Origin of the sequence: Oleiharenicola sp. Vm1 (assembly GCF_047777955.1) — a bacterium.
In the GTDB taxonomy this organism is placed as follows: domain Bacteria; phylum Verrucomicrobiota; class Verrucomicrobiia; order Opitutales; family Opitutaceae; genus Didemnitutus.
In genome coordinates this window covers 4431873-4448853 of record NZ_CP180537.1, presented here as the reverse complement: position 1 = coordinate 4448853, position 16981 = coordinate 4431873, and the positions used below count along the sequence as shown (strand labels likewise).

Annotated in this window: 18 protein-coding genes and 1 pseudogene; 9 read left to right on the top strand and 10 right to left on the bottom strand. The window is 69.4% G+C overall.

The annotated features are described in order from the left end of the window. The first annotated feature begins 44 nt into the window (after window positions 1-44). The gene (locus ACMYLB_RS21255; RefSeq protein ID WP_415908941.1) at window positions 45-794 is read left to right on the top strand and encodes an electron transfer flavoprotein subunit beta/FixA family protein; all 750 of its coding nucleotides are present in this window, start codon (window positions 45-47) and stop codon (window positions 792-794) included. Between the two features lie 137 nt (window positions 795-931). Here the strand turns inward: ACMYLB_RS21255 and ACMYLB_RS21250 are convergent, their stop codons facing one another. Beyond that, window positions 932-2125, bottom strand: coding sequence for an acyl-CoA dehydrogenase (locus ACMYLB_RS21250; RefSeq protein ID WP_415908940.1), 1194 nt, complete (start codon window positions 2123-2125; stop codon window positions 932-934). A 41-nt stretch (window positions 2126-2166) separates the two neighbouring features. Further along, window positions 2167-2577: a (deoxy)nucleoside triphosphate pyrophosphohydrolase gene (locus ACMYLB_RS21245; RefSeq protein WP_415908939.1), complete on the bottom strand. Its 411-nt coding sequence runs from the start codon at window positions 2575-2577 to the stop codon at window positions 2167-2169. Between the two features lie 107 nt (window positions 2578-2684). Between ACMYLB_RS21245 and ACMYLB_RS21240 the strand changes: the two genes are divergently transcribed. Both ACMYLB_RS21240 and ACMYLB_RS21235 read left to right on the top strand, forming a co-directional pair. Then, window positions 2685-2987: a hypothetical protein gene (locus tag ACMYLB_RS21240; protein ID WP_415908938.1), complete on the top strand. Its 303-nt coding sequence runs from the start codon at window positions 2685-2687 to the stop codon at window positions 2985-2987. A gap of 174 nt (window positions 2988-3161) precedes the next feature. Next, window positions 3162-3794, top strand: a complete 633-nt coding sequence (locus tag ACMYLB_RS21235) for a hypothetical protein (protein ID WP_415908937.1) — start codon at window positions 3162-3164, stop codon at window positions 3792-3794. Window positions 3795-4005: 211 nt separating this feature from the next. Here the strand turns inward: ACMYLB_RS21235 and ACMYLB_RS21230 are convergent, their stop codons facing one another. Next, the gene (locus ACMYLB_RS21230; RefSeq protein WP_415908936.1) at window positions 4006-4989 is read right to left on the bottom strand and encodes a malate dehydrogenase; all 984 of its coding nucleotides are present in this window, start codon (window positions 4987-4989) and stop codon (window positions 4006-4008) included. Between the two features lie 133 nt (window positions 4990-5122). Further along, on the bottom strand, window positions 5123-6178 hold the full coding sequence (locus tag ACMYLB_RS21225) for a 3-deoxy-7-phosphoheptulonate synthase (RefSeq protein ID WP_415908935.1): 1056 nt from the start codon (window positions 6176-6178) through the stop codon (window positions 5123-5125). Between the two features lie 241 nt (window positions 6179-6419). Between ACMYLB_RS21225 and ACMYLB_RS21220 the strand changes: the two genes are divergently transcribed. Further along, window positions 6420-7349, top strand: coding sequence for a YgfZ/GcvT domain-containing protein (locus ACMYLB_RS21220; RefSeq protein WP_415911128.1), 930 nt, complete (start codon window positions 6420-6422; stop codon window positions 7347-7349). Window positions 7350-7832: 483 nt separating this feature from the next. On the opposite strand, the pseudogene ACMYLB_RS21215 reads toward ACMYLB_RS21220, so the two are convergent. The 4 genes and pseudogenes from ACMYLB_RS21215 to ACMYLB_RS21200 all read right to left on the bottom strand — a co-directional run. After that, a pseudogene (locus ACMYLB_RS21215) lies at window positions 7833-8474 on the bottom strand (prepilin peptidase); the annotation flags it as partial. Between the two features lie 2 nt (window positions 8475-8476). Continuing rightward, window positions 8477-9391 (bottom strand): shikimate dehydrogenase, encoded by a 915-nt coding sequence (gene aroE, locus ACMYLB_RS21210; RefSeq protein WP_415908934.1) that lies wholly within the window; start codon window positions 9389-9391, stop codon window positions 8477-8479. Window positions 9392-9406: 15 nt separating this feature from the next. Then, complete coding sequence (locus ACMYLB_RS21205) at window positions 9407-10276, bottom strand: transglutaminase-like domain-containing protein (RefSeq protein ID WP_415908933.1); 870 nt, start codon at window positions 10274-10276, stop codon at window positions 9407-9409. 72 nt (window positions 10277-10348) lie between these two features. Continuing rightward, window positions 10349-11056 (bottom strand): YggS family pyridoxal phosphate-dependent enzyme, encoded by a 708-nt coding sequence (locus tag ACMYLB_RS21200; RefSeq protein WP_415908932.1) that lies wholly within the window; start codon window positions 11054-11056, stop codon window positions 10349-10351. A gap of 68 nt (window positions 11057-11124) precedes the next feature. On the opposite strand from ACMYLB_RS21200, the gene ACMYLB_RS21195 reads away from it, so the two are divergent. From ACMYLB_RS21195 to ACMYLB_RS21180, 4 genes are all read left to right on the top strand, one after another. Continuing rightward, window positions 11125-12036 carry a LysR substrate-binding domain-containing protein gene (locus ACMYLB_RS21195; protein ID WP_415908931.1) on the top strand — a complete coding sequence of 304 codons (912 nt, stop codon included), beginning with the start codon at window positions 11125-11127 and terminating at the stop codon, window positions 12034-12036. Window positions 12037-12147: 111 nt separating this feature from the next. Further along, a complete protein-coding gene (locus ACMYLB_RS21190; RefSeq protein WP_415908930.1) occupies window positions 12148-12645 on the top strand; it encodes a TlpA family protein disulfide reductase in 498 nt (165 codons plus the stop codon). Between the two features lie 61 nt (window positions 12646-12706). After that, window positions 12707-13594, top strand: a complete 888-nt coding sequence (locus tag ACMYLB_RS21185; RefSeq protein WP_415908929.1) for an EamA family transporter — start codon at window positions 12707-12709, stop codon at window positions 13592-13594. 207 nt (window positions 13595-13801) lie between these two features. Next, window positions 13802-14560, top strand: a complete 759-nt coding sequence (locus ACMYLB_RS21180) for an endonuclease/exonuclease/phosphatase family protein (RefSeq protein WP_415908928.1) — start codon at window positions 13802-13804, stop codon at window positions 14558-14560. 98 nt (window positions 14561-14658) lie between these two features. Here ACMYLB_RS21180 and ACMYLB_RS21175 read toward each other — a convergent pair whose 3' ends face one another. Beyond that, complete coding sequence (locus ACMYLB_RS21175; protein ID WP_415908927.1) at window positions 14659-15438, bottom strand: hypothetical protein; 780 nt, start codon at window positions 15436-15438, stop codon at window positions 14659-14661. A 40-nt stretch (window positions 15439-15478) separates the two neighbouring features. Between ACMYLB_RS21175 and ACMYLB_RS21170 the strand changes: the two genes are divergently transcribed. Further along, entirely contained in the window at window positions 15479-15904 is a 426-nt protein-coding gene (locus tag ACMYLB_RS21170) for a VOC family protein (protein WP_415908926.1), read from the top strand. Window positions 15905-15910: 6 nt separating this feature from the next. On the opposite strand, the gene ACMYLB_RS21165 is transcribed toward ACMYLB_RS21170, so the two are convergent. Then, window positions 15911-16930 (bottom strand): SAM-dependent methyltransferase, encoded by a 1020-nt coding sequence (locus tag ACMYLB_RS21165; RefSeq protein ID WP_415908925.1) that lies wholly within the window; start codon window positions 16928-16930, stop codon window positions 15911-15913. Window positions 16931-16981 lie beyond the last annotated feature (51 nt).

The window sequence follows — 16981 nt, the reverse complement described above, 5'->3', positions numbered from 1 at the left end:
GCCCCTACCCAGGCACCACGCATTTCTATCCTCCTTTTCCCCGCATGAAAATCCTCGTCCCCCTCAAGCGCGTCCCCGATCCCGACACGAAGATCCGCGTCCTCGCCGACGGCTCCGGCATCGACACCGACGGCGTGAAGTTCGCCGTGAATCCGTTCGACGCCATCGCGGTCGAGGAAGCGCTCCGCCTGAAGGAGAAGGGCGCGGCGACCGAGGTCGTCGTCGTCACCATCGGCGGCGACGAGTGCGCCGAGCAGCTCCGCAGTGGCCTCGCGATGGGTGCCGACCGCGCGATCCTGGTGAAGCACGCCGCGCCGCTCGACTCGCTCGCGGTCGCGAAGGTGCTCGCCGCCGTCTACCGGAAGGAGACGCCCGGCCTCGTGCTCATGGGCAAGCAGGCCATCGACGACGACTCGAGCCAGGCCGGCCCGATGCTCGCCGCGCTGCTCGATGTGGGCCAGGTGACGTTCATGTCGAAGCTGGAAATCTCCGGGACGACGGCGCGCTGCGCCCGCGAAACCGACGCCGGCATCGAGACGCTCAGCGTCGCTCTGCCCGCCGTGCTCACGGCCGACCTGCGCCTGAACGAGCCGCGCTACGTGTCGCTCCCCGGCATCATGAAGGCGAAGAAAAAGCCGCTGGAGGAGACGACGCCCGAGGCGCTCGGGGTCGCGGCCGCCAGTCGCACCAAGGTGCTGAAGCTCGAGAAGCCCGCCGGCCGCAAGGCGGGCGTGAAGGTGAAGACCGTCGACGAGCTCATCGCCAAGCTGCGCGACGAGGCGAAGGTGCTGTGAGGGCAGAGGGCAGGGGCGCTTGCCCGCAAGCGCCCTTTCAAGCGGCCAGCGGGCAGTCCTGAAGGCCGTTGAGGGCAACGGCCCCTACCACACTGCGCGGCGACCACGATACCGAGGCAGCAAAGACCTGGGTGGATTTACTCCGGCCCGAACGCCTGGAGGCCGGTCTGCGCGCGGCCGAGGATCAGCGCGTGGATGTCGTGCGTGCCCTCGTAGGTGTTCACCGATTCCAGGTTCATCACGTGGCGGATGACGTGGAACTCGTCGACGATGCCGTTGCCGCCGTGCATGTCGCGGGCGAGGCGGGCGATCTCGAGGGCCTTGCCGCAGGAGTTGCGCTTGATCAGCGACACCATCTCCGGCGTGGCACGGCCCTCGTCCATCAGGCGGCCGACGCGCAGCGCGGCCTGCAGGCCGAGCGCGATCTCGGTCTGCATGTTGGCGAGCTTGAGCTGGATGAGCTGCGTGGCGGCGAGCGGACGGCCGAATTGCTTCCGGTCGAGCGTGTATTGCCGCGCGGCGTGCCAGCAGAACTCCGCGGCGCCGAGCGCGCCCCAGGCGATGCCGTAGCGCGCCTTCGTCAGGCAGCCGAGCGGGCCCTTCAGGCCCTTCACGTTCGGGAGGAGATTGGCCTCGGGCACGAACACGTCCTCCATCACGATCATGCCGGTGGGCGAGGCGCGGAGGGAGAACTTGCCCTCGATCTTTGGCGCGGAGAGTCCGGCCATGCCCTTCTCGAGAATGAAGCCGCGGATCTCGCCGTCGTCGTCCTTCGCCCAGACGACGAAGACGTCGGCGAGCGGCGAGTTGGTGATCCAGGTCTTCGTGCCGCTGAGCCGGTAACCGCCGGTGGTGCGACGCGCGCGCGTGCTCATGCTCGCGGGATCGGAACCGGAGCCGGGCTCGGTCAGGCCGAAGCAGCCGACGAGCTCGCCCTTCGCCAGGCGCGGGAGGAATTTCTGCCGCTGCTCCTCGCTGCCGTAGGCATGAATGGGGAACATCACGAGCGACGACTGCACGCTCATCACCGAGCGGTAGCCGGAGTCGACGCGCTCCACCTCGCGCGCGATGAGACCGTAGGCGACGTAGCTCACGCCGGCGCAGTCGTAACCCTGGATGGTGGCGCCAAGCAGGCCGAGCTCGCCGAAGCCGTTAATGATCTTCCGGTCGAACTGCTCGTGGCGGTTCGCCGCGACGATGCCGGGCATGAGCTGGCCCTGGCAGAAATCGCGGGCGGAATCGCGCACCATGCGCTCCTCCTCGGTGAGCTGATCCTCGAGCAGGAAGGGATCTTCCCAGCGGAACGACGGTTTCTTGGCGGGGGTGGTCATGGGGAGGCCGCCACGTTATGACGCGGCGCGCCGCGCGCAATTCAACTTCCGCGGGTGTGCCGGTAGGCGTCGATCACGGGATAGTCGGCGGCGGCGAGATCGTAGGTCGCGAGGTCGTCGAGTTTCGCCCAGGCGAGGGCGACGTGCTCGTGCGGGTGCGGGGCGGACGAGTGCGGCGCGAGCGCGCACACGAACGGGATCATCTCGATCACGACGCGGCCGTAGTCGTGGGTGAAGGGCGGCAGCGCGCGCGTGATGACGATGTCGCAGCCGAGTTCCTCGCGGATCTCGCGCACGATCGCGGCCGCGGGATCCTCGCCCAGCTCGACCTTGCCGCCGGCGAATTCCCATTTCAGAGGCAGCAATTTGCCCGGCGGACGCTGCGCGAGCAGGATCAGACCGCCGTGTTCGATCACGGCGCAGACGACGGGAACGGGGGAGGAGGAGCCCACGGAACACACGGAAGACACGGAAATTGCGGAGGGCAACGCCGCGTTGCGGCTCCGGGAGGGCGCGCGGGCTGCAACTTTTCCCGGTGGCGCCGTGTTGTTTCAGCACCATGAAAACTTTCCTCAAGATCCTCCTCGCCGCGGTCCTCCTCATCGTGGCGATCAAGTTGAGCCCGCTCCTGTTCATCGCCGCCCTGGCCGGCCTGATCGCGGCTGCGGTGCTGGGGGCCCTCGGGCTCTCCCTCCTCGCGGCGCTGGTCGCGGTGGTCCTCGCCTTCGCGGTCGCGCTCTCCCCGATCTGGATTCCCGTCCTGTGCGTGATCGGGGTGATCAGCCTCTTCCGCCGGAACAGCAAGCCCGCCGCGCCGACCCCGCCGCCGGCGGCCAACGTCCCGCCGCCGATCCCGGCCTGAAATTTCTGCAAGCAACAGGGGTAAGCACGAGCGGCGGCCTGTCCGGGCCGCCGCTCAACTTTTGTCCGGCTCCTTGCCTCGCGCCGCCGGCGGTGCCTGACTGCGCGGCGTGTCGAAAGCGAAAGCATCCTCCCCGTCTCGCGGATCAGCTTCGTCGGCCGCGGCGGCGGCGCGGTGAAGGCTCTCGGCGCCTTCCGCAAGCAGCACCACACGGTGCCCGACGCGGTGAACGCGGCGACGTCGGCCTTCCTGGCGAAACTCTGCGCCGGCGAGCTGGCGGACGAGGGCGAGGCGCTCTTCCAGCGCGTGCGGACGGCCTTCGGTTACAAGCGGGCGGAGCTGGCGCTCGACGTCGCGAGTCCGCACGCGGTGCTGACGGCGCGGGATTTCGTCTTCGAGATCGGCTATGCGCTCGACGAGCGGGAACCGGCGGAGTTCGTGGTGACGCGGACGCTGCACGGCGTGGCGTCGCCGGACGTGCTCGAGCGGCCGGAGCTGGATGAGTTGTTCGCCGGCGTCTTCGGGGCGATCGTGTTCGGGCTGGGCAAGGGCGTGCGGGTCGACGCGGTGATCGATGCGGTCGAGGCCCTGCCCGACGGCGCCGGGCTGACGGTGAACTACCCGTCGAATTGCGCGCAGTGCGTGCTCACGGTCGACGGCGTGGCGGCGGAGGTGGTGTGCGACGGCTCGACGCTGGAGATGCGCTTCCCGCGTCCCGGGTCGCCGCGCGAGCTGGGACAGGAGTTCCTGGCCGTGTGCGCGGCGTTCGCGCTGACGAAGAGCCGGGTGCTGGCGGGGCTGATCTAGGAGCGGCTTCATGCCGCGCGGGGCTGGGCGTGGCGTCGCGCGTGGGTCGCTTGGTCGAGGATCGGGAGGGGGCGTCGCCGTCCCGGCAATGACGAGGCGGTTCGGGCGGCCGTGGGGATTCGGGGCGCCGTCGGGGCGCCGCCGCCCGCGGGGGGGACGAAAAAAGGCGGGGTCAGGAGACCCCGCCTATAATGGATGCGATCCGGCGGCCTTACTTGATCATCTCGGCGACGAAGGCGCGCTCTTCGACGAGCTCCTTGTTCGTCGCGGCGAGCTTGGACTTCGCGAAGTCGTCCATGCTGTAGCCGGTGATGACCTCGTAGCTGCCCGGGGTCGTGGTGCGGACGGGCATGCCGGCCCAGACTTCCGGGTCGAAGCCGTAGGCGCCGTTCGACTTCACGGCGATGGAGTGGATGGCGCCGGGTGTCACGAGCGAGCGGACGTGATCGACGAGGGCGTTGGCGGCGGAGGCGGCCGAGGAGGCGCCGCGGGCGGCGATGATGGCGGCGCCGCGCTTGCCGACGGTCTCGCAGAACGGGCCCTGGAGCCAGGCGGCGTCGTTGATGACGGCCGCGGCCGGTTTGCCGCCGATCGTCGCGTGGGCGAAGGCCGGGAACATGGTCGGGCTGTGGTTGCCGTAGATGAAGATGTCCTTCACCGCGGTGAGGTCGACGCCGGCCTTCTTGGCGAGCTGGGTCTGGGCGCGGTTCTGGTCGAGGCGCACCATGGCGGTGAAGCGGTCGGCCGGGAGGCGCTTGGCCTGCGAGGCGGCGATCATGCAGTTCGTGTTGGCCGGGTTGCCGACGACGGCGATGCGGGCGTCCGCGGCGGCGACGGCGTCGATGATGCGGCCCTGCTCGATGAAGATCTTGCCGTTGTCCTTGAGGAGGTCGGCGCGCTCCATGCCCGGGCCGCGCGGCTTGGCGCCGACGAGGAGGCACCAGTTGGCGTCCTTGAAGCCGACGGAGGCGTCGGAGGTCTGGACGATGCCCTTGAGCAGCGGGAAGGCGCAGTCATCGAGCTCCATGGCGACGCCCTCGAGGGCCTTGAGGGCCTTCTCGATGGGGGCTTCGATGAGCTGGAGGATGACCGGCTGGTCGGGGCCGAACATCGCGCCCGAGGCGATGCGGAACAGGAGCGAGTAACCGATTTGGCCGGCGGCGCCGGTGACTGCGACACGGATAGGGGCTTTCATAGAGAGGGCGGGCAGTTAACCACGAATCGGGCGAAAAACACGCGCGAAGTTTGTCCGCGCGGCGAGTTAAGCGGGCGTCGCCGGCCGGGCAGGGGAACTACTTTGTGCGCCGCGGGCGCCGGTCATGTGCGTGTCAGGCGAAGCGCGGGGCGAGGGCGGCGTGGATTTCCCGGACCAGTCGCTCGGTCGTGTCCCAGTCGATGCAGCCGTCGGTGATGGAGACGCCGTAGCGCAGTCGGTCCAGCGGCTGCGGGAACGGCTGGTTGCCGGCGCCGAGGTTGCTCTCGACCATGGCGCCCATGATGGACTTGTTGCCGTGGGCGATCTGCTCGAGGACGACGCGGAGGACGTCGGGCTGGAGCTCGGGTTTCTTGGCGGAATTATCGTGCGAGCAGTCGACGAGGATGGACTGCGGGAGCTTGGCGGCGGCGAGGAGCTGCTCGGTGCGCGCGATGTGCTCGGGCGAGTAGTTCGGACCGGAGGTGCCGCCGCGGAGGACGACGTGGCAGTTGGGGTTGCCGCGGGTGACGATGACGGAGGACGCGCCGTCGAGGTTGATGCCGAGGAAGGTCTGCGGGTGCGCGGCGGCCCGGATGGCGTTGATCGCGGTCTGGATCGAGCCGTCGGTGCCGTTCTTGAACCCGAGGGGCATCGAGAGGCCGGAGGCCATCTGGCGGTGCGTCTGCGACTCGGCGGTGCGGGCGCCGATGGCGGACCAGCAGACGAGATCGGCGATGTATTGCGGCGTGATCGGGTCGAGCAGCTCGGTGGCAGTGGGCAGGCCGAGATCGAGGACGTCGCGCAGGAAGGTGCGGGCGAGGCGCAGGCCGGCGGCGATGTCGTGCGTGCCGTCGAGGTGCGGGTCCATGATCAGGCCCTTCCAGCCGACGGTCGTGCGGGGTTTCTCGAAGTAGACGCGCATCACGATCAGGATGCGGTCGGCGACCTGGCGCGAGAGGGCGGCGAGGCGGCGGGCGTAGTCGCGTCCGGCCTCGGGGTCGTGGATGGAGCACGGGCCGACCACGAAGAGGAAGCGCCGGTCGTCGGTGAAGATCACGCGATGGATGTCCTCGCGGGCGCGGGCGATCAGCTCGGACTGGGCGTCCGTCTTGGGCAGCTCGGCCAGCAGCTGGGCAGGCGAGGGCAGAGTGCGGGTTTCGACGACGTTGATGTCCGACGTGCGTTGCATTCGGCTGAGCTTGGGCCGGGGCGGGGCCGGCGGGCAATGGGCGGCTGATCTTTTGACAGGAAAAGAAAAGGCGGGCCGCCTACCCCTAAGCGGCCCGCCATTGCTTTCTTAGTTACCCCAAAACTCCCGCTAGGCGGGAGAAGCGAAAAGTGAGATTGCTTACGAGGTAGTTTGTTCCGACTTTCCGTCAAATCAAACGGTGGTCATTCGATAAAAGTTACTCGCCCGTCACAATTAACGCATGGACGCAACCCCCGCCAAGGTCGCCTTGCAAACGTTGCCAATCAGGGACTTGGACGTTCCATCAGCGGCGCTCCGCATAAGAGGTCCTGATTCTAATACGTTCCTCCAGGGGCAGTTCACCCAGGACCTCCGGAAGCCGGTTGGGAGCTGTTCCTATGGCTTGTGGTTGAACCAGAAGGGGAAAGCACTGGCGGACAGCTTCGTTTTGCGCGTCGCAGAGCAGGAATTTATCGTTTGGTCGGCGCGAACGGACGGGATTTTGCTTAGGCAACGCATTGAAGATTATTTAATTGCGGATGAGGTGGAGATTGTCGACGCCGCGGCGGAAGGGCGGGATGCCGTGGTGATTTGGGGCCACGGCGCCGGGACCGCGGTGGCTCGGCACTTCGGCGCGGTGCCGCAAGCGGGTGCCTTCGTGGCGAGCGCGGCGGGAGTCGTGTTCGGCGGACGTTTTTCCGCGGCGGAGAACTTCGTGTGCCTCGCGACGGACGCGACGGCGCTGCGGGGAGCGTTCGAGCAGGCGGGCGCGACGCGCGGCACGCGCGACACTTTGGAGGCGGCGCGCATCGCGGGCGCCTTGCCGGCGGTGCCCGATGACATCGGGCCGGGCGATCTGCCGAACGAAGGCGGGCTCGACGTGGATGCGATCTCCTACACGAAAGGCTGCTATCTCGGCCAGGAGGTGATGTCCCGACTCAAGAATCTCGGCCAGGTCCGCCGGCGCCTCATGGTCGTGGCCGGTCCGGGCGAGCCGCCGCCCGCGCACACGGCGCTGCGCCAGGGCGAGAAGACGGTTGGCGAGACGCGGTCCCGGGCGCGCGTCGGGGACGGTTTCGTGGCGATGGCGATGGTCTCGCTGGTGAACTTCGACCGCGCGGCGCCGCTCGCGCTGGCCGACGGCCGGGCGATCGAGCTCCGCCATGGATGAACTCGCGCAGCTGACGCGGCTCTGCCGCAGCCTCGGCGCGCCCACGGACGCGCAGGCGGAGACCATGGCGCGACAGCTCCAGAAGCGGGCCGACCAGCTCGCGGCGGAGCGCGGCCTCACCCGCGTGGCCGCGATGGAGCATTTGCTCAACGTCCTGATCCACGGCCGCCGCGGCGAGACGCCGCCGGGATTCGTCCCGCCGCATTCAGAATAGCCCGCCGCCGAACACCGGCGTGAGCTGGGCGAAGTAGCCGTCGACCCAGCGGTGGAGCAGGAAAAATAAAGCAGCGCGCCCACGCCGAGCATCGGGCCGAAGCTCACGTGCACGCCGAAGCCGAGCGGCGCCGGCTCGCCCGCGGGCGATTCCACCTTGGGCCCCACCGGCGTGCGGCCGGAGAGCTTCTGCCACAGCGCGGCGAAGACGAACCACACGCAGCCGATGATCGCGCCGCCGAACATCGCGAACACCGCGCCCTTCCAGCCGATGAACGCGCCGAGGGCACCGAGGAATTTCACGTCGCCGAAGCCCATCGCCTCCTTCTTCAGCACCGCCTCGGCGATCAGCGCGATCCACAGCACGAGGCCGGAGCCGACGAACAGCCCGAGCACCGCGTCCAGTCCCGCGCGCATGCCCGCCACGACGTAAATCCCGTGCGCCTCGCCGTGCAGCGCGGGCAGCGCGATGGAGAGGACCACGCCGGTCACCGCGCCGCCGATCGTGAAGGCGTCGGGGATGATCATGTGGTCGATGTCGATGAACGTCGCGCCCACCACGATCGCCACCAGGACCATGCCGGCCACCGCCTTGGCCGGTTCGAACGAAGTCCAGCACGCCAGGAACAGCAGCGCCGTCAGCAGCTCGATGAACGGATAGCGGAAACTGAAGCGCCGCCCGCAGCACCGCGCCCGGCCGCGCAGCAGGAGCCAGCTGAGGATCGGGATGTTGTCGTGCCACGCGATCGGCTGGCCGCATGCGCAGTGCGAGCCGGGTGTGACCACCGACTCGCCCTTGGGCAGGCGGTAGATGCAGACATTGAGGAAACTCCCGACGCAGGCGCCGAAGACGGTCGCGCACAGCGGGAAAAACCACGGCGCCACCGCGTTGACCTCGTGGATCGTCTGCATGCTCAAGCGGCGAAGGCCGCGCGCGCGGCGCGGTCCATGATTTCGACCGGCGCCTCGAGTCCGGTCCACAGCGTCAGGGCGTGCGCGCCCTGGTGGACGAGCATCGAGAGGCCGTTTGCGCGCGGCAGGCCCAGCGCGGCGGCCTGGTGCAGCAGGGGCGTCTCCGCCGGGTTGTAGATCATGTCGTAGACGCGGGCAGGCGCCGGCAGCTGCGTCAAGTCCACGGGCGCGCCCGCGCTGCCCTTGAGGCCGACGGTGGTGGCGTTGATGACGAGCGCGCCGCGCGGCAGGTCGGCCGGCGGCGCGTCGAGCGCGAAACCGCGCAGCGGGATGCCGCCGGCGAGCGGCGCAAGGTCGGCCAGCAGCGTGCGCAGGCGGTCCGCACCGCGGTTGCCGATGGCGAGCGCGGCGACGCCGTCGCGCAGGCAGCGCACGGCCGCGCCGCGGGCCGCGCCGCCGGCGCCGAGGAGGATGACGGGCGTCCCGGCGAGCGGGCCGCCGAAGTCGGCGCGCAGGGCGGCGGCGAGGCCGCTGCCGTCGGTGTTGAACGCGCGCCAGCCGCCCGGCGTGCGCACGAGCGTGTTGGCCGCGCCGGCGGCGAGGGCGAACGGGTCGGCGGATTCGACCAGGCCGAGCAGCGCCTCCTTGTGCGGCACGGTGACGTTGATGCCGAGGAAGCCGCGCTCATGGAACCGGCGCAGCGCGCGCGGCAGCTCGGCGGGGGCGATCTCGAACTTGTGGTAGCGCCACGCGGCGAAGCGCGGGTCGCGCGCGGCGAGCGCGGCCAGGGCGGCGTTGTGCATCGCCGGGCTGAGCGAGTGCGTCACGGGCTGGCCGATGACGGCCAGACTCGGGGCGCCGGCGGGCCATGGCTCCAGGTCGACGAGGGTGCGGACGGGGTAGGCGGAGGCGCTCATGCAGGCGAACGGCGCTCAGGAACTGGCGTGCCGCTCGTAGGTGGCGTCGAACTCGGAGACGAACTCGTGGAAAAGGCGGGCGTGGGCGTCGTCGTCGGCCGCGGCGTAGTGGTTGGCGAGGTTGCGGCAGACGCGGCTGAGCACCTCGCGCACGGGCGTCGGCGCGAGGTCGGCGAGCTGGGGCGTGTGCTGGAGCGAGCGGATGCGCTCGAAGACCTCCTCGGGCGAGAGGATCAGGCCGGCGTTGAACGCATCGATGAAGAACGGGCCCTCGGGCTCGTAGCCGCCGACGAGGAAATGCCCCGGCACGCCGACCGGCTCGAGCTCGAGGCCGAGGCGGTGGGCGACGAGGAGGTAGACGATCGAAAGCGAAATCGGGATGCCGACCCGCCGCTCCAGCACCTGGTCGATCAGGCTGTTCTTCGGATCGGTGTAGTGCAGGTGGTTGCCGCGCAGGCCGAATTCCTCGAAGAGCACGCGGTTGAGCACGCGCGCCTGCGCGCGCATCGTCGCGGCGCGGGGCATGAGCTTGCGGGCGCGGGCGGCGAAGGCGTCGAGCTGCGCGCACACCGCCGTGACGTCGAGGGACGGGTTCACCGTGCGAGTGAGAAGGAGGACGCCCGTTTCCAGCTCGTAGTTGAGCGACTGGATGAAGCCGCGGAACTCGGCGACGGGGTCGCTGAACTTCAGTTCGCGCAGATACCAGCCGGCGGCGAGGGCGGCGACGCGGTTGGGGCCGCGGGCGGTCTCCTGGAGAAACACCCGGCCGGCGTCGCCGAGGTGCTGGAACTGCGCGAGCAACGCCCGTCGCGTGCCGGCGGACTCGTCGTCGAGCAGCGCGGCCAGGGCGTCCTTTTCGGCGGTCGTGAGCATCCGCGTTTCCACGGGCAGGAGCGAAGTCGATTGCCCGGCAGTGGCAACGCGGAATGCGACCGCGGACGCACTTCGACGAACGCGTTACTCGCGCGCGCCGAAGAGCGCGGTGCCGACGCGCACCAGCGTGCTGCCGGCGGCGATGGCGAGCGCGAAGTCGCCCGACATGCCCATCGAGAGCTCGCGCAGCGGCACGCCGGTGCGCGCCGCGAGGTCGTCGCGGATCGCGCGGAGGTTGGCGAAGGTGCGGCGCGCGTGCTCGGCGGTCTCGGCCGGCGTGGTGCCGAGCGGCGCGATCGTCATGAAACCCTCGACGCGGAGATTCGCCTTCGCCAGCGCGGCGTCGAGCAGGCGCGGGGCGTCGGCCGGCTCGGCGCCGAACTTCGCCGGGTCGTGGCCGGCGTTGACCTGGAGCAGCACGGACAGCGGGCGGCCGAGCTCGCCGGCGGCGCGGTCGAGCGGGTGCAGCAGCTTCTCGCGGTCGACGCTCTGGATGCGGTCGAAGTGCTGGGCGGCGAGCGCGGCCTTGTTGGACTGCAGGTGGCCGATCAGCTCCCAGTGCAGCGGCGCGGCGACTTCGGCGCGCTTCGCGACCGCCTCCTGGACGCGGTTCTCGCCCACGGCGGGCAGGCCGTAGCGGGCGACGTAGTCGGCGGCGGCGGCCGGGTGCGTCTTCGTCACGGGCAGCAGCCGCACCTCGGCGGGATCGCGCCCCGCCGCGCGGGCCGCCTCGGCCATCAGCGCCTGCAGCTTATCCGCGCGGGCCTTGAAGGTCTCGAAATCGATAAACATTTATGAGAGGCGCTTTTAGATTGGATTGCAGATAAGGGCCGTTTATACGGGTGCTCCATTTCGCCGCCATGCAAATCGAAAACTTCAAGATTTTCGCGGACCTTGTGGAGACCAAGAGTTTCTCCAAGGCCGCGAAATTGAACGGCATCACGCAGTCGGCGGTCAGTCAGCAGGCGCGCTCCATGGAGCGCAATTTCAAGACCCTGATGATCGACCGCTCGCAGAAGCAGTTCAACCTGACGCGCGAGGGTCAGCGCATCTACGACGCGGCGAAGGAGATTCTCCACGTCTACGAAAAACTCCTCAGCGAGCTGCAGGAGATGAAGAAGGTCATCAGCGGCACGATCCGCATCTCGACCATCTACTCGATCGGCCTCCACGAGCTGCCGCCCTACATCAAGAAGTTCCTCCACGATTACCCCTCGGTGAACGTGCGCATCGAGTATCGCCGCTCCAATCTCGTCTACGAGGACATCCTGCACAACTCGGTCGACTTCGGCCTCGTCGCCTTCCCGCAGAAGCTCCGCCAGATCGAGACGATTCCCTTCCGCAACGACCGGCTCGTGCTCATCACGCACCCGAATCACCCGCTGGCCAAGTCCACCGACGTCGACCTGAAGACGCTCGCCGGGCACAAGTTCATCGGCTTCGACCCCGACATCCCGACGCGCAAGGCCGTCGACCAGATCTTCCGCGACAACAAGCTCGAGATCACGCCGGTGATGGAGTTCGACAACATCGAGACGGTGAAGCGCGCCGTCGAGATCGACCACGGCATCGCCATCGTCCCGCAGGCCACCGTCGTGCAGGAGGTGAAGCAGGGCACGCTCGCCGTCGTCGCGTTCAAGGGCAAGGAGTTCACCCGCCCGCTCGCCATCCTCCACCGCAAGGGCCGCGTGCTCACGCCCGCGATGAAGAAGTTCATCGAAACGCTCAGCGCCGAGGCGGCGGCGGCCGAGGCGGCCAAGCCGACGGTCTGAGCCCCGGCGATCCGGCCGTTTCCCGGGCGCGCCCGCGACGGCGCGCCTTTGATTTTTGCGGGCGGGAAAATTTCTCTGGAAGAACCGCCGCGCCTGGATCCTCTACTCCCTATGCAATCCTTCCTCCGTCTCGTCGTCGTCGCGGCCGCGCTGGTCGCGGCGGGTCTGGTCACCGCGCGCGCTGCGGATCTGCCCACGCTGGGCCGCGCGCCCGACTTCAAGCTCACCACCCTCGACGGCAAGGAGGTCACCGCCGCCACCCTGAAGGGCAAGGTCGTGGTCGTCGACTTCTGGGCCACCTGGTGCGGGCCGTGCGTGGCGGAGATCCCCGGCTACGTCGCGTTGCAGAAGAAATACGGCCCGGCCGGGCTCGTGATCATCGGCGTGTCGGTCGATCGCGGCGGCGTGGACAAGGTCAGGAAGTTCGTCGAGAAAAACGGCATGAACTACCTCGTCGCGATGGGCGACGACGCGCTGGCGGATTCCTTCGGCGGCTTCGATGCGATCCCGACCACGTTCCTCATCGACCGCGCTGGCAACATCCGCCACCGCAAGACCGGCTCGATGGAGCACGACGAATACGAGGCGCTGGTGAAGCAGGTGCTCTGAGGCCCGCCGCACTTTTGACGTTGAAGCCGGACCCGCGGGTCCGGCTTTCTGTTTTCTTCCCGTGAACTTCCCGGTGCATCTGCTGATCCCGCTCGTCTGCGCGCTGCTCTACGTGCTGGCGGCGCTGGCGATCAAGCGCGCCGCCGTCTTCCACGTCGGCGTCTGGCGCACCAGCTTCGTGGCGAACTGGATCATGGCCGCGGCCTTCCTCCCGTGGTGGTTCTGGCAGGGCGGCCGGCTGCACCCGCTCGCGGACTACTGGCAGCCGGCCGTGACCGCGCTGTGTTTCCTCGGCGGGCAGGTCTTCATCTTCCTCGCGCTGGCGAAGGGCGACGTCTCGGTCACGACGCCGGTGATGGGCACGAAGGTGATCCTGGTCGCGCTGTTCAGCAGCCTGCTGCGCGTGGGCGACGTGCCGCTGAAGTGGTGGCTGGGCGCGGCGCTCAGCGCTGGCGCGGTGGCGCTGCTGCACGCGGGCGAGCGGCACGGGCAGCGCCGCCAGGTCGGCCCGGCCGCGGCGCTCGCGACGGCGAGCGCGCTTTCCTACGGCCTCGGCGACGTGCTGATGCAGAAGTGGGTGCCGGCCTGGGGCACCGCGAGCTACTTCCCGGCGATGTTCCTGCTCGTGGGCGTCTACTCGCTCGCGTTCGTGCCGTTCTTCAGCGCGCCGCTCTCGGCGTTGAACGCGGAGGCGTGGCGCTGGGTGTCGTTCGGTGGCGTCCTGCTCGCGCTGAACAACGCCGGCATCGTGTTCACGCTCGGCATCTGGGGCGGTGCGACGGCGGTGAACATCGTCTACAGCGTGCGCGGGCTCTTCAGCGTGGTCGCGGTGTGGGCGATCGGGCACTGGTTCGCGAGCACGGAGCAGCATCTCGCGCCCGGCGTGCTGCGCTTCCGTTTCATCGGCGCGACCCTGATGATCGGCGCGATCGCGCTGGTGCTGATTTGAGTCAAGACGACCGGAAGGCGCAAACGCATGTCGGCGGCGCCCCGCAGCTTGACCGCCGCCGGTCGGGCCCTGAAATCGGAGCCTGCTGATGAGCCCGCGCGTCTCCACAAACAACGGCGGCGATGCCCTCCTCGCCGCGCCGCACGCCGGCGGTGGAAGGGCGGACGCGCGCGGCGAAGCCGAAATTCCCCTCGGTGGGCGTCGCCCATGAGCACAGCCTTCCGCGTCCTCAGCTGGAACATCCACGACGGCAAACTGCGGCCGGGACAGAAGGCCTGCCTGACGACGATGCTCGCCGGGATACGCCCCGACTTCGTCGTTATCATCGAATACAACCCGCCGAACCGGAATTCCACTGCCGCGCAAAGCGCGAATCCCGCTTGCGACACCGTGCTCCAGTCCGCCGGCTTCGGCGCGCCGCGAATCGCGGTGCTGAGCGTCAGTCCTTCCGGGAAGACCCGGCGCGAGGTCGCGGTGTATGCGCGCGCCGGGCTTGCCCTCACGCCTCACGCGCAGCCCGAGCTGGCGGCGGCCGCCGGCTACCAGTTGTTCCAAACCGGGATCGGCGACACGCCATTCCTGCTCGCGCCGATTCTGCTGCATCACAAGGGCGAGGGTCCGCGGCTGCAGCGGCTTTTGCAGACGTGGGAGAGCATCGGCCAGCCATGCGTCGGCATCGGTGACTTCAATCGCGACGAAGCGCGCTGGGCGAACGTGCCGTATCTCGCCGGTTATTATCACGGCGGCTGGCGTCCTCCGGCGCCCCAAAACATCGATCTGCATGGAAATGTGAGCGCCTGCGGCGGGAGCGATGTCTTCACGTGGTTCGGCAAGAATGTGCAGAGGCGGCTCGACTACGCCCTCACGACGCCGAACCGCAGCGCCCGTATTCGCGACCTCTACCACGTGAAGGGCGCGATCGGCTCTGATCACCGTCCGATCGTGGCCGATTTCGAGATCCCATAGGGTCTCATTGCGCGGCGCACATCCGATCGAGCCGGGCCAGACGCGTTGACGGCCATGTGTCGCGCGATGCCGGCGGCGACGCGGTGACTCGCAACGCGCTAGGGCAACTTTGCCAGCGCCGCGCGGGCGCGCTGCTGGGCGGGTGCGTCGTGGCGGGCGCGGGGCGGCATGGCCAGGCCGTGCGCCCAGGCCGCCCGGGCCCGGGTCGCATCGCCGGCGGCGGCGTAGGCGAAGCCGAGGTCGAGCCAGTGGTTGAGCTCGTCGGGTTCGAGCTGCGTGGCGCGCTCGAGGTGGACGACAGCCTCGGTGCGGCTGGCCGGCGGCAGGCCGCCGTAGAACAACCGCACCCAGAGCCGCGCCGTCGCGCCCAGCTCCGCCACCTCGTAATGCCAGCGACCGAGCACGTGGTGCGCCCAGGCGTAGTCGGGGGCGAGGGCCAGCGCCCGCTCGGCGTCGGCGCGGATCTGGCGCGAGAGCCGGACCTTCTCGCGGGTGTCGCTGTAGGTGGCGAGCTTGCCGCGGGCGACGGCGAGGGAGAGCACGTTCACGGCGTTGCCGGGCTCGAGCGCGACGGCCCGCTCGGCGTAGGCGAGGGCGGCCGCGGCGTAGCGGCGGCGGTCCTCGTCCGTGGTCTGGTCGACGACGAGGTCGGAATACTGCCGGGCGATCTTCTGCAGGATGAAGGCGTCGTTCGGCGCCGCCTGCGCGGCGGCGAGGAAACCGGCCAGGGCTGCGCGCGAATCGAGCCGGGCCTCCGCCGCCAGCGCGTCGGCGAGCGGCGTGGCGCGCGCCGGCAGCACGCCGGCGAGCAGCAGCGGGAGAAACGCGAGGAGCCGCCCCATGCCCAATCTACGGCCGAAGCCGCCGCGCGGGTGCATGGGGCGTTGCCTTCCGCGGGAAAACGGATGCCTTGGCGGCATGCCGACTCCTCCCCGCATCGAAGGCGTGGTCGAAACCATCCTCTACGTCGACGACCTGGCGCGCGCCGTGGCGTTCTACCGCGACGTGCTCGGCCTCGCGGTGCTGGGTGGCGACGGCGTGCGCTTCCAGGCGCTGAATCCCGGCGGGCGGCAGGTGCTGCTGCTCTTCAAGCGCGGCGGCACGCTCGCCCCGACGGTGGTGCCGGGCGGGGTGATCCCGCCGCACGACGGCCGGGGGCCGCACCACCTCGGGCTGGCGATCGCGCACGACGCCTATGAGCCGTGGAAGGCGAGGCTGGCGGCGGCCGGCGTCGCGCTCGAGGGCGACGCGCAGTGGGAGCGCGGCGGCCGCAGCGTGTATTTCCGCGATCCCGACGGCCACCTGCTCGAGCTGGTCACGCCCGGCATCTGGCCGAACTACTGAGGCGCGTCAGCGCTTCTGGAACAGGTAGTGGCTCACGTGCCACTCCTCGCCGCCGCGGAACCACCACAGCTCGGCGCAGGCGAGGTAGAACACGCGCCACCACACCCACCAGCGGCGTGCGTGCTGCGGCCCGTAGGTCGCGGCGAAGAGCGGCAGGATGGCCGCGCGGTGCGCGTCCATGTTCTGCAGCCAGTGCTCGGCGGTGCGCGCGTAGTGCGTGCCGTTGACCTTCCAGTCCTGGAGCAGGCGCAGGTCGTCCTGGAACTCCTTGAACAGGTCGTGCGACGGCATCATGCCGCCGGTGAAAAAGTGGCGGCTCATCCAGTCGCTCCCGTCGCGGGCGACGAAGTGATAGGGGAAGCGGGAGTGGGTGAAGACGTGGGCGAAGAACAGCCCGCCGGGCCGGAGCCAGCGCGCGACGTTCGCCAGGAGCCGCGGCCAGTTCTTCATGTGCTCGAACATCTCGACCGACACCACGCGGTCGAACCGCCCGGCGTCGATGGTGAAATGGTTCATGTCGCAGGTGATGATCTCCACGTTGGGGAGCGCCCGGCGTTTCGCCTCGGCGAGGATGTGCTCGCGCTGCGTGCGCGAGTGCGAGACGCCGGTGATGCGGGCGTGCGGATACTTCTCCGCCATCCAGAGCGTGAGCGAGCCCCAGCCGCAGCCGAGCTCGAGGATCTCGAGGCCGTCGCGCAGCTGCGCGCGTTCGCTCGTGAGCGCCAGCATCGCCTCCTCGGCCTCGGCGAGCGTCTCGCGGCCGGTGGCGTAGAAGCCGGAGGAGTATTTCAGCCGCGGGCCGAGGCAGAGTTCGTAGAAGCGCGTCGGCACCTCGTAGTGCTGCTCCTTCGATTCCGCGGTGTTGATCGCGATGGGCAGCGTGCGCAGCTCCGCGGCGAAGCGCGCGGTGGCGGTGGCGCCCGAGGGCTCCTCGATCTCGCGCAGGCGCTGGCGGAGCAGGCGGCGGATGCCGAAGCGGATGAGCGGGTCGGGCAGGAGATCGCGGGCGAGGAGGGAATCGATCATGAGAGAGCGGAGGACGGAAAACAGAGGACCGGGGACGGAGGGCAGAGGCGG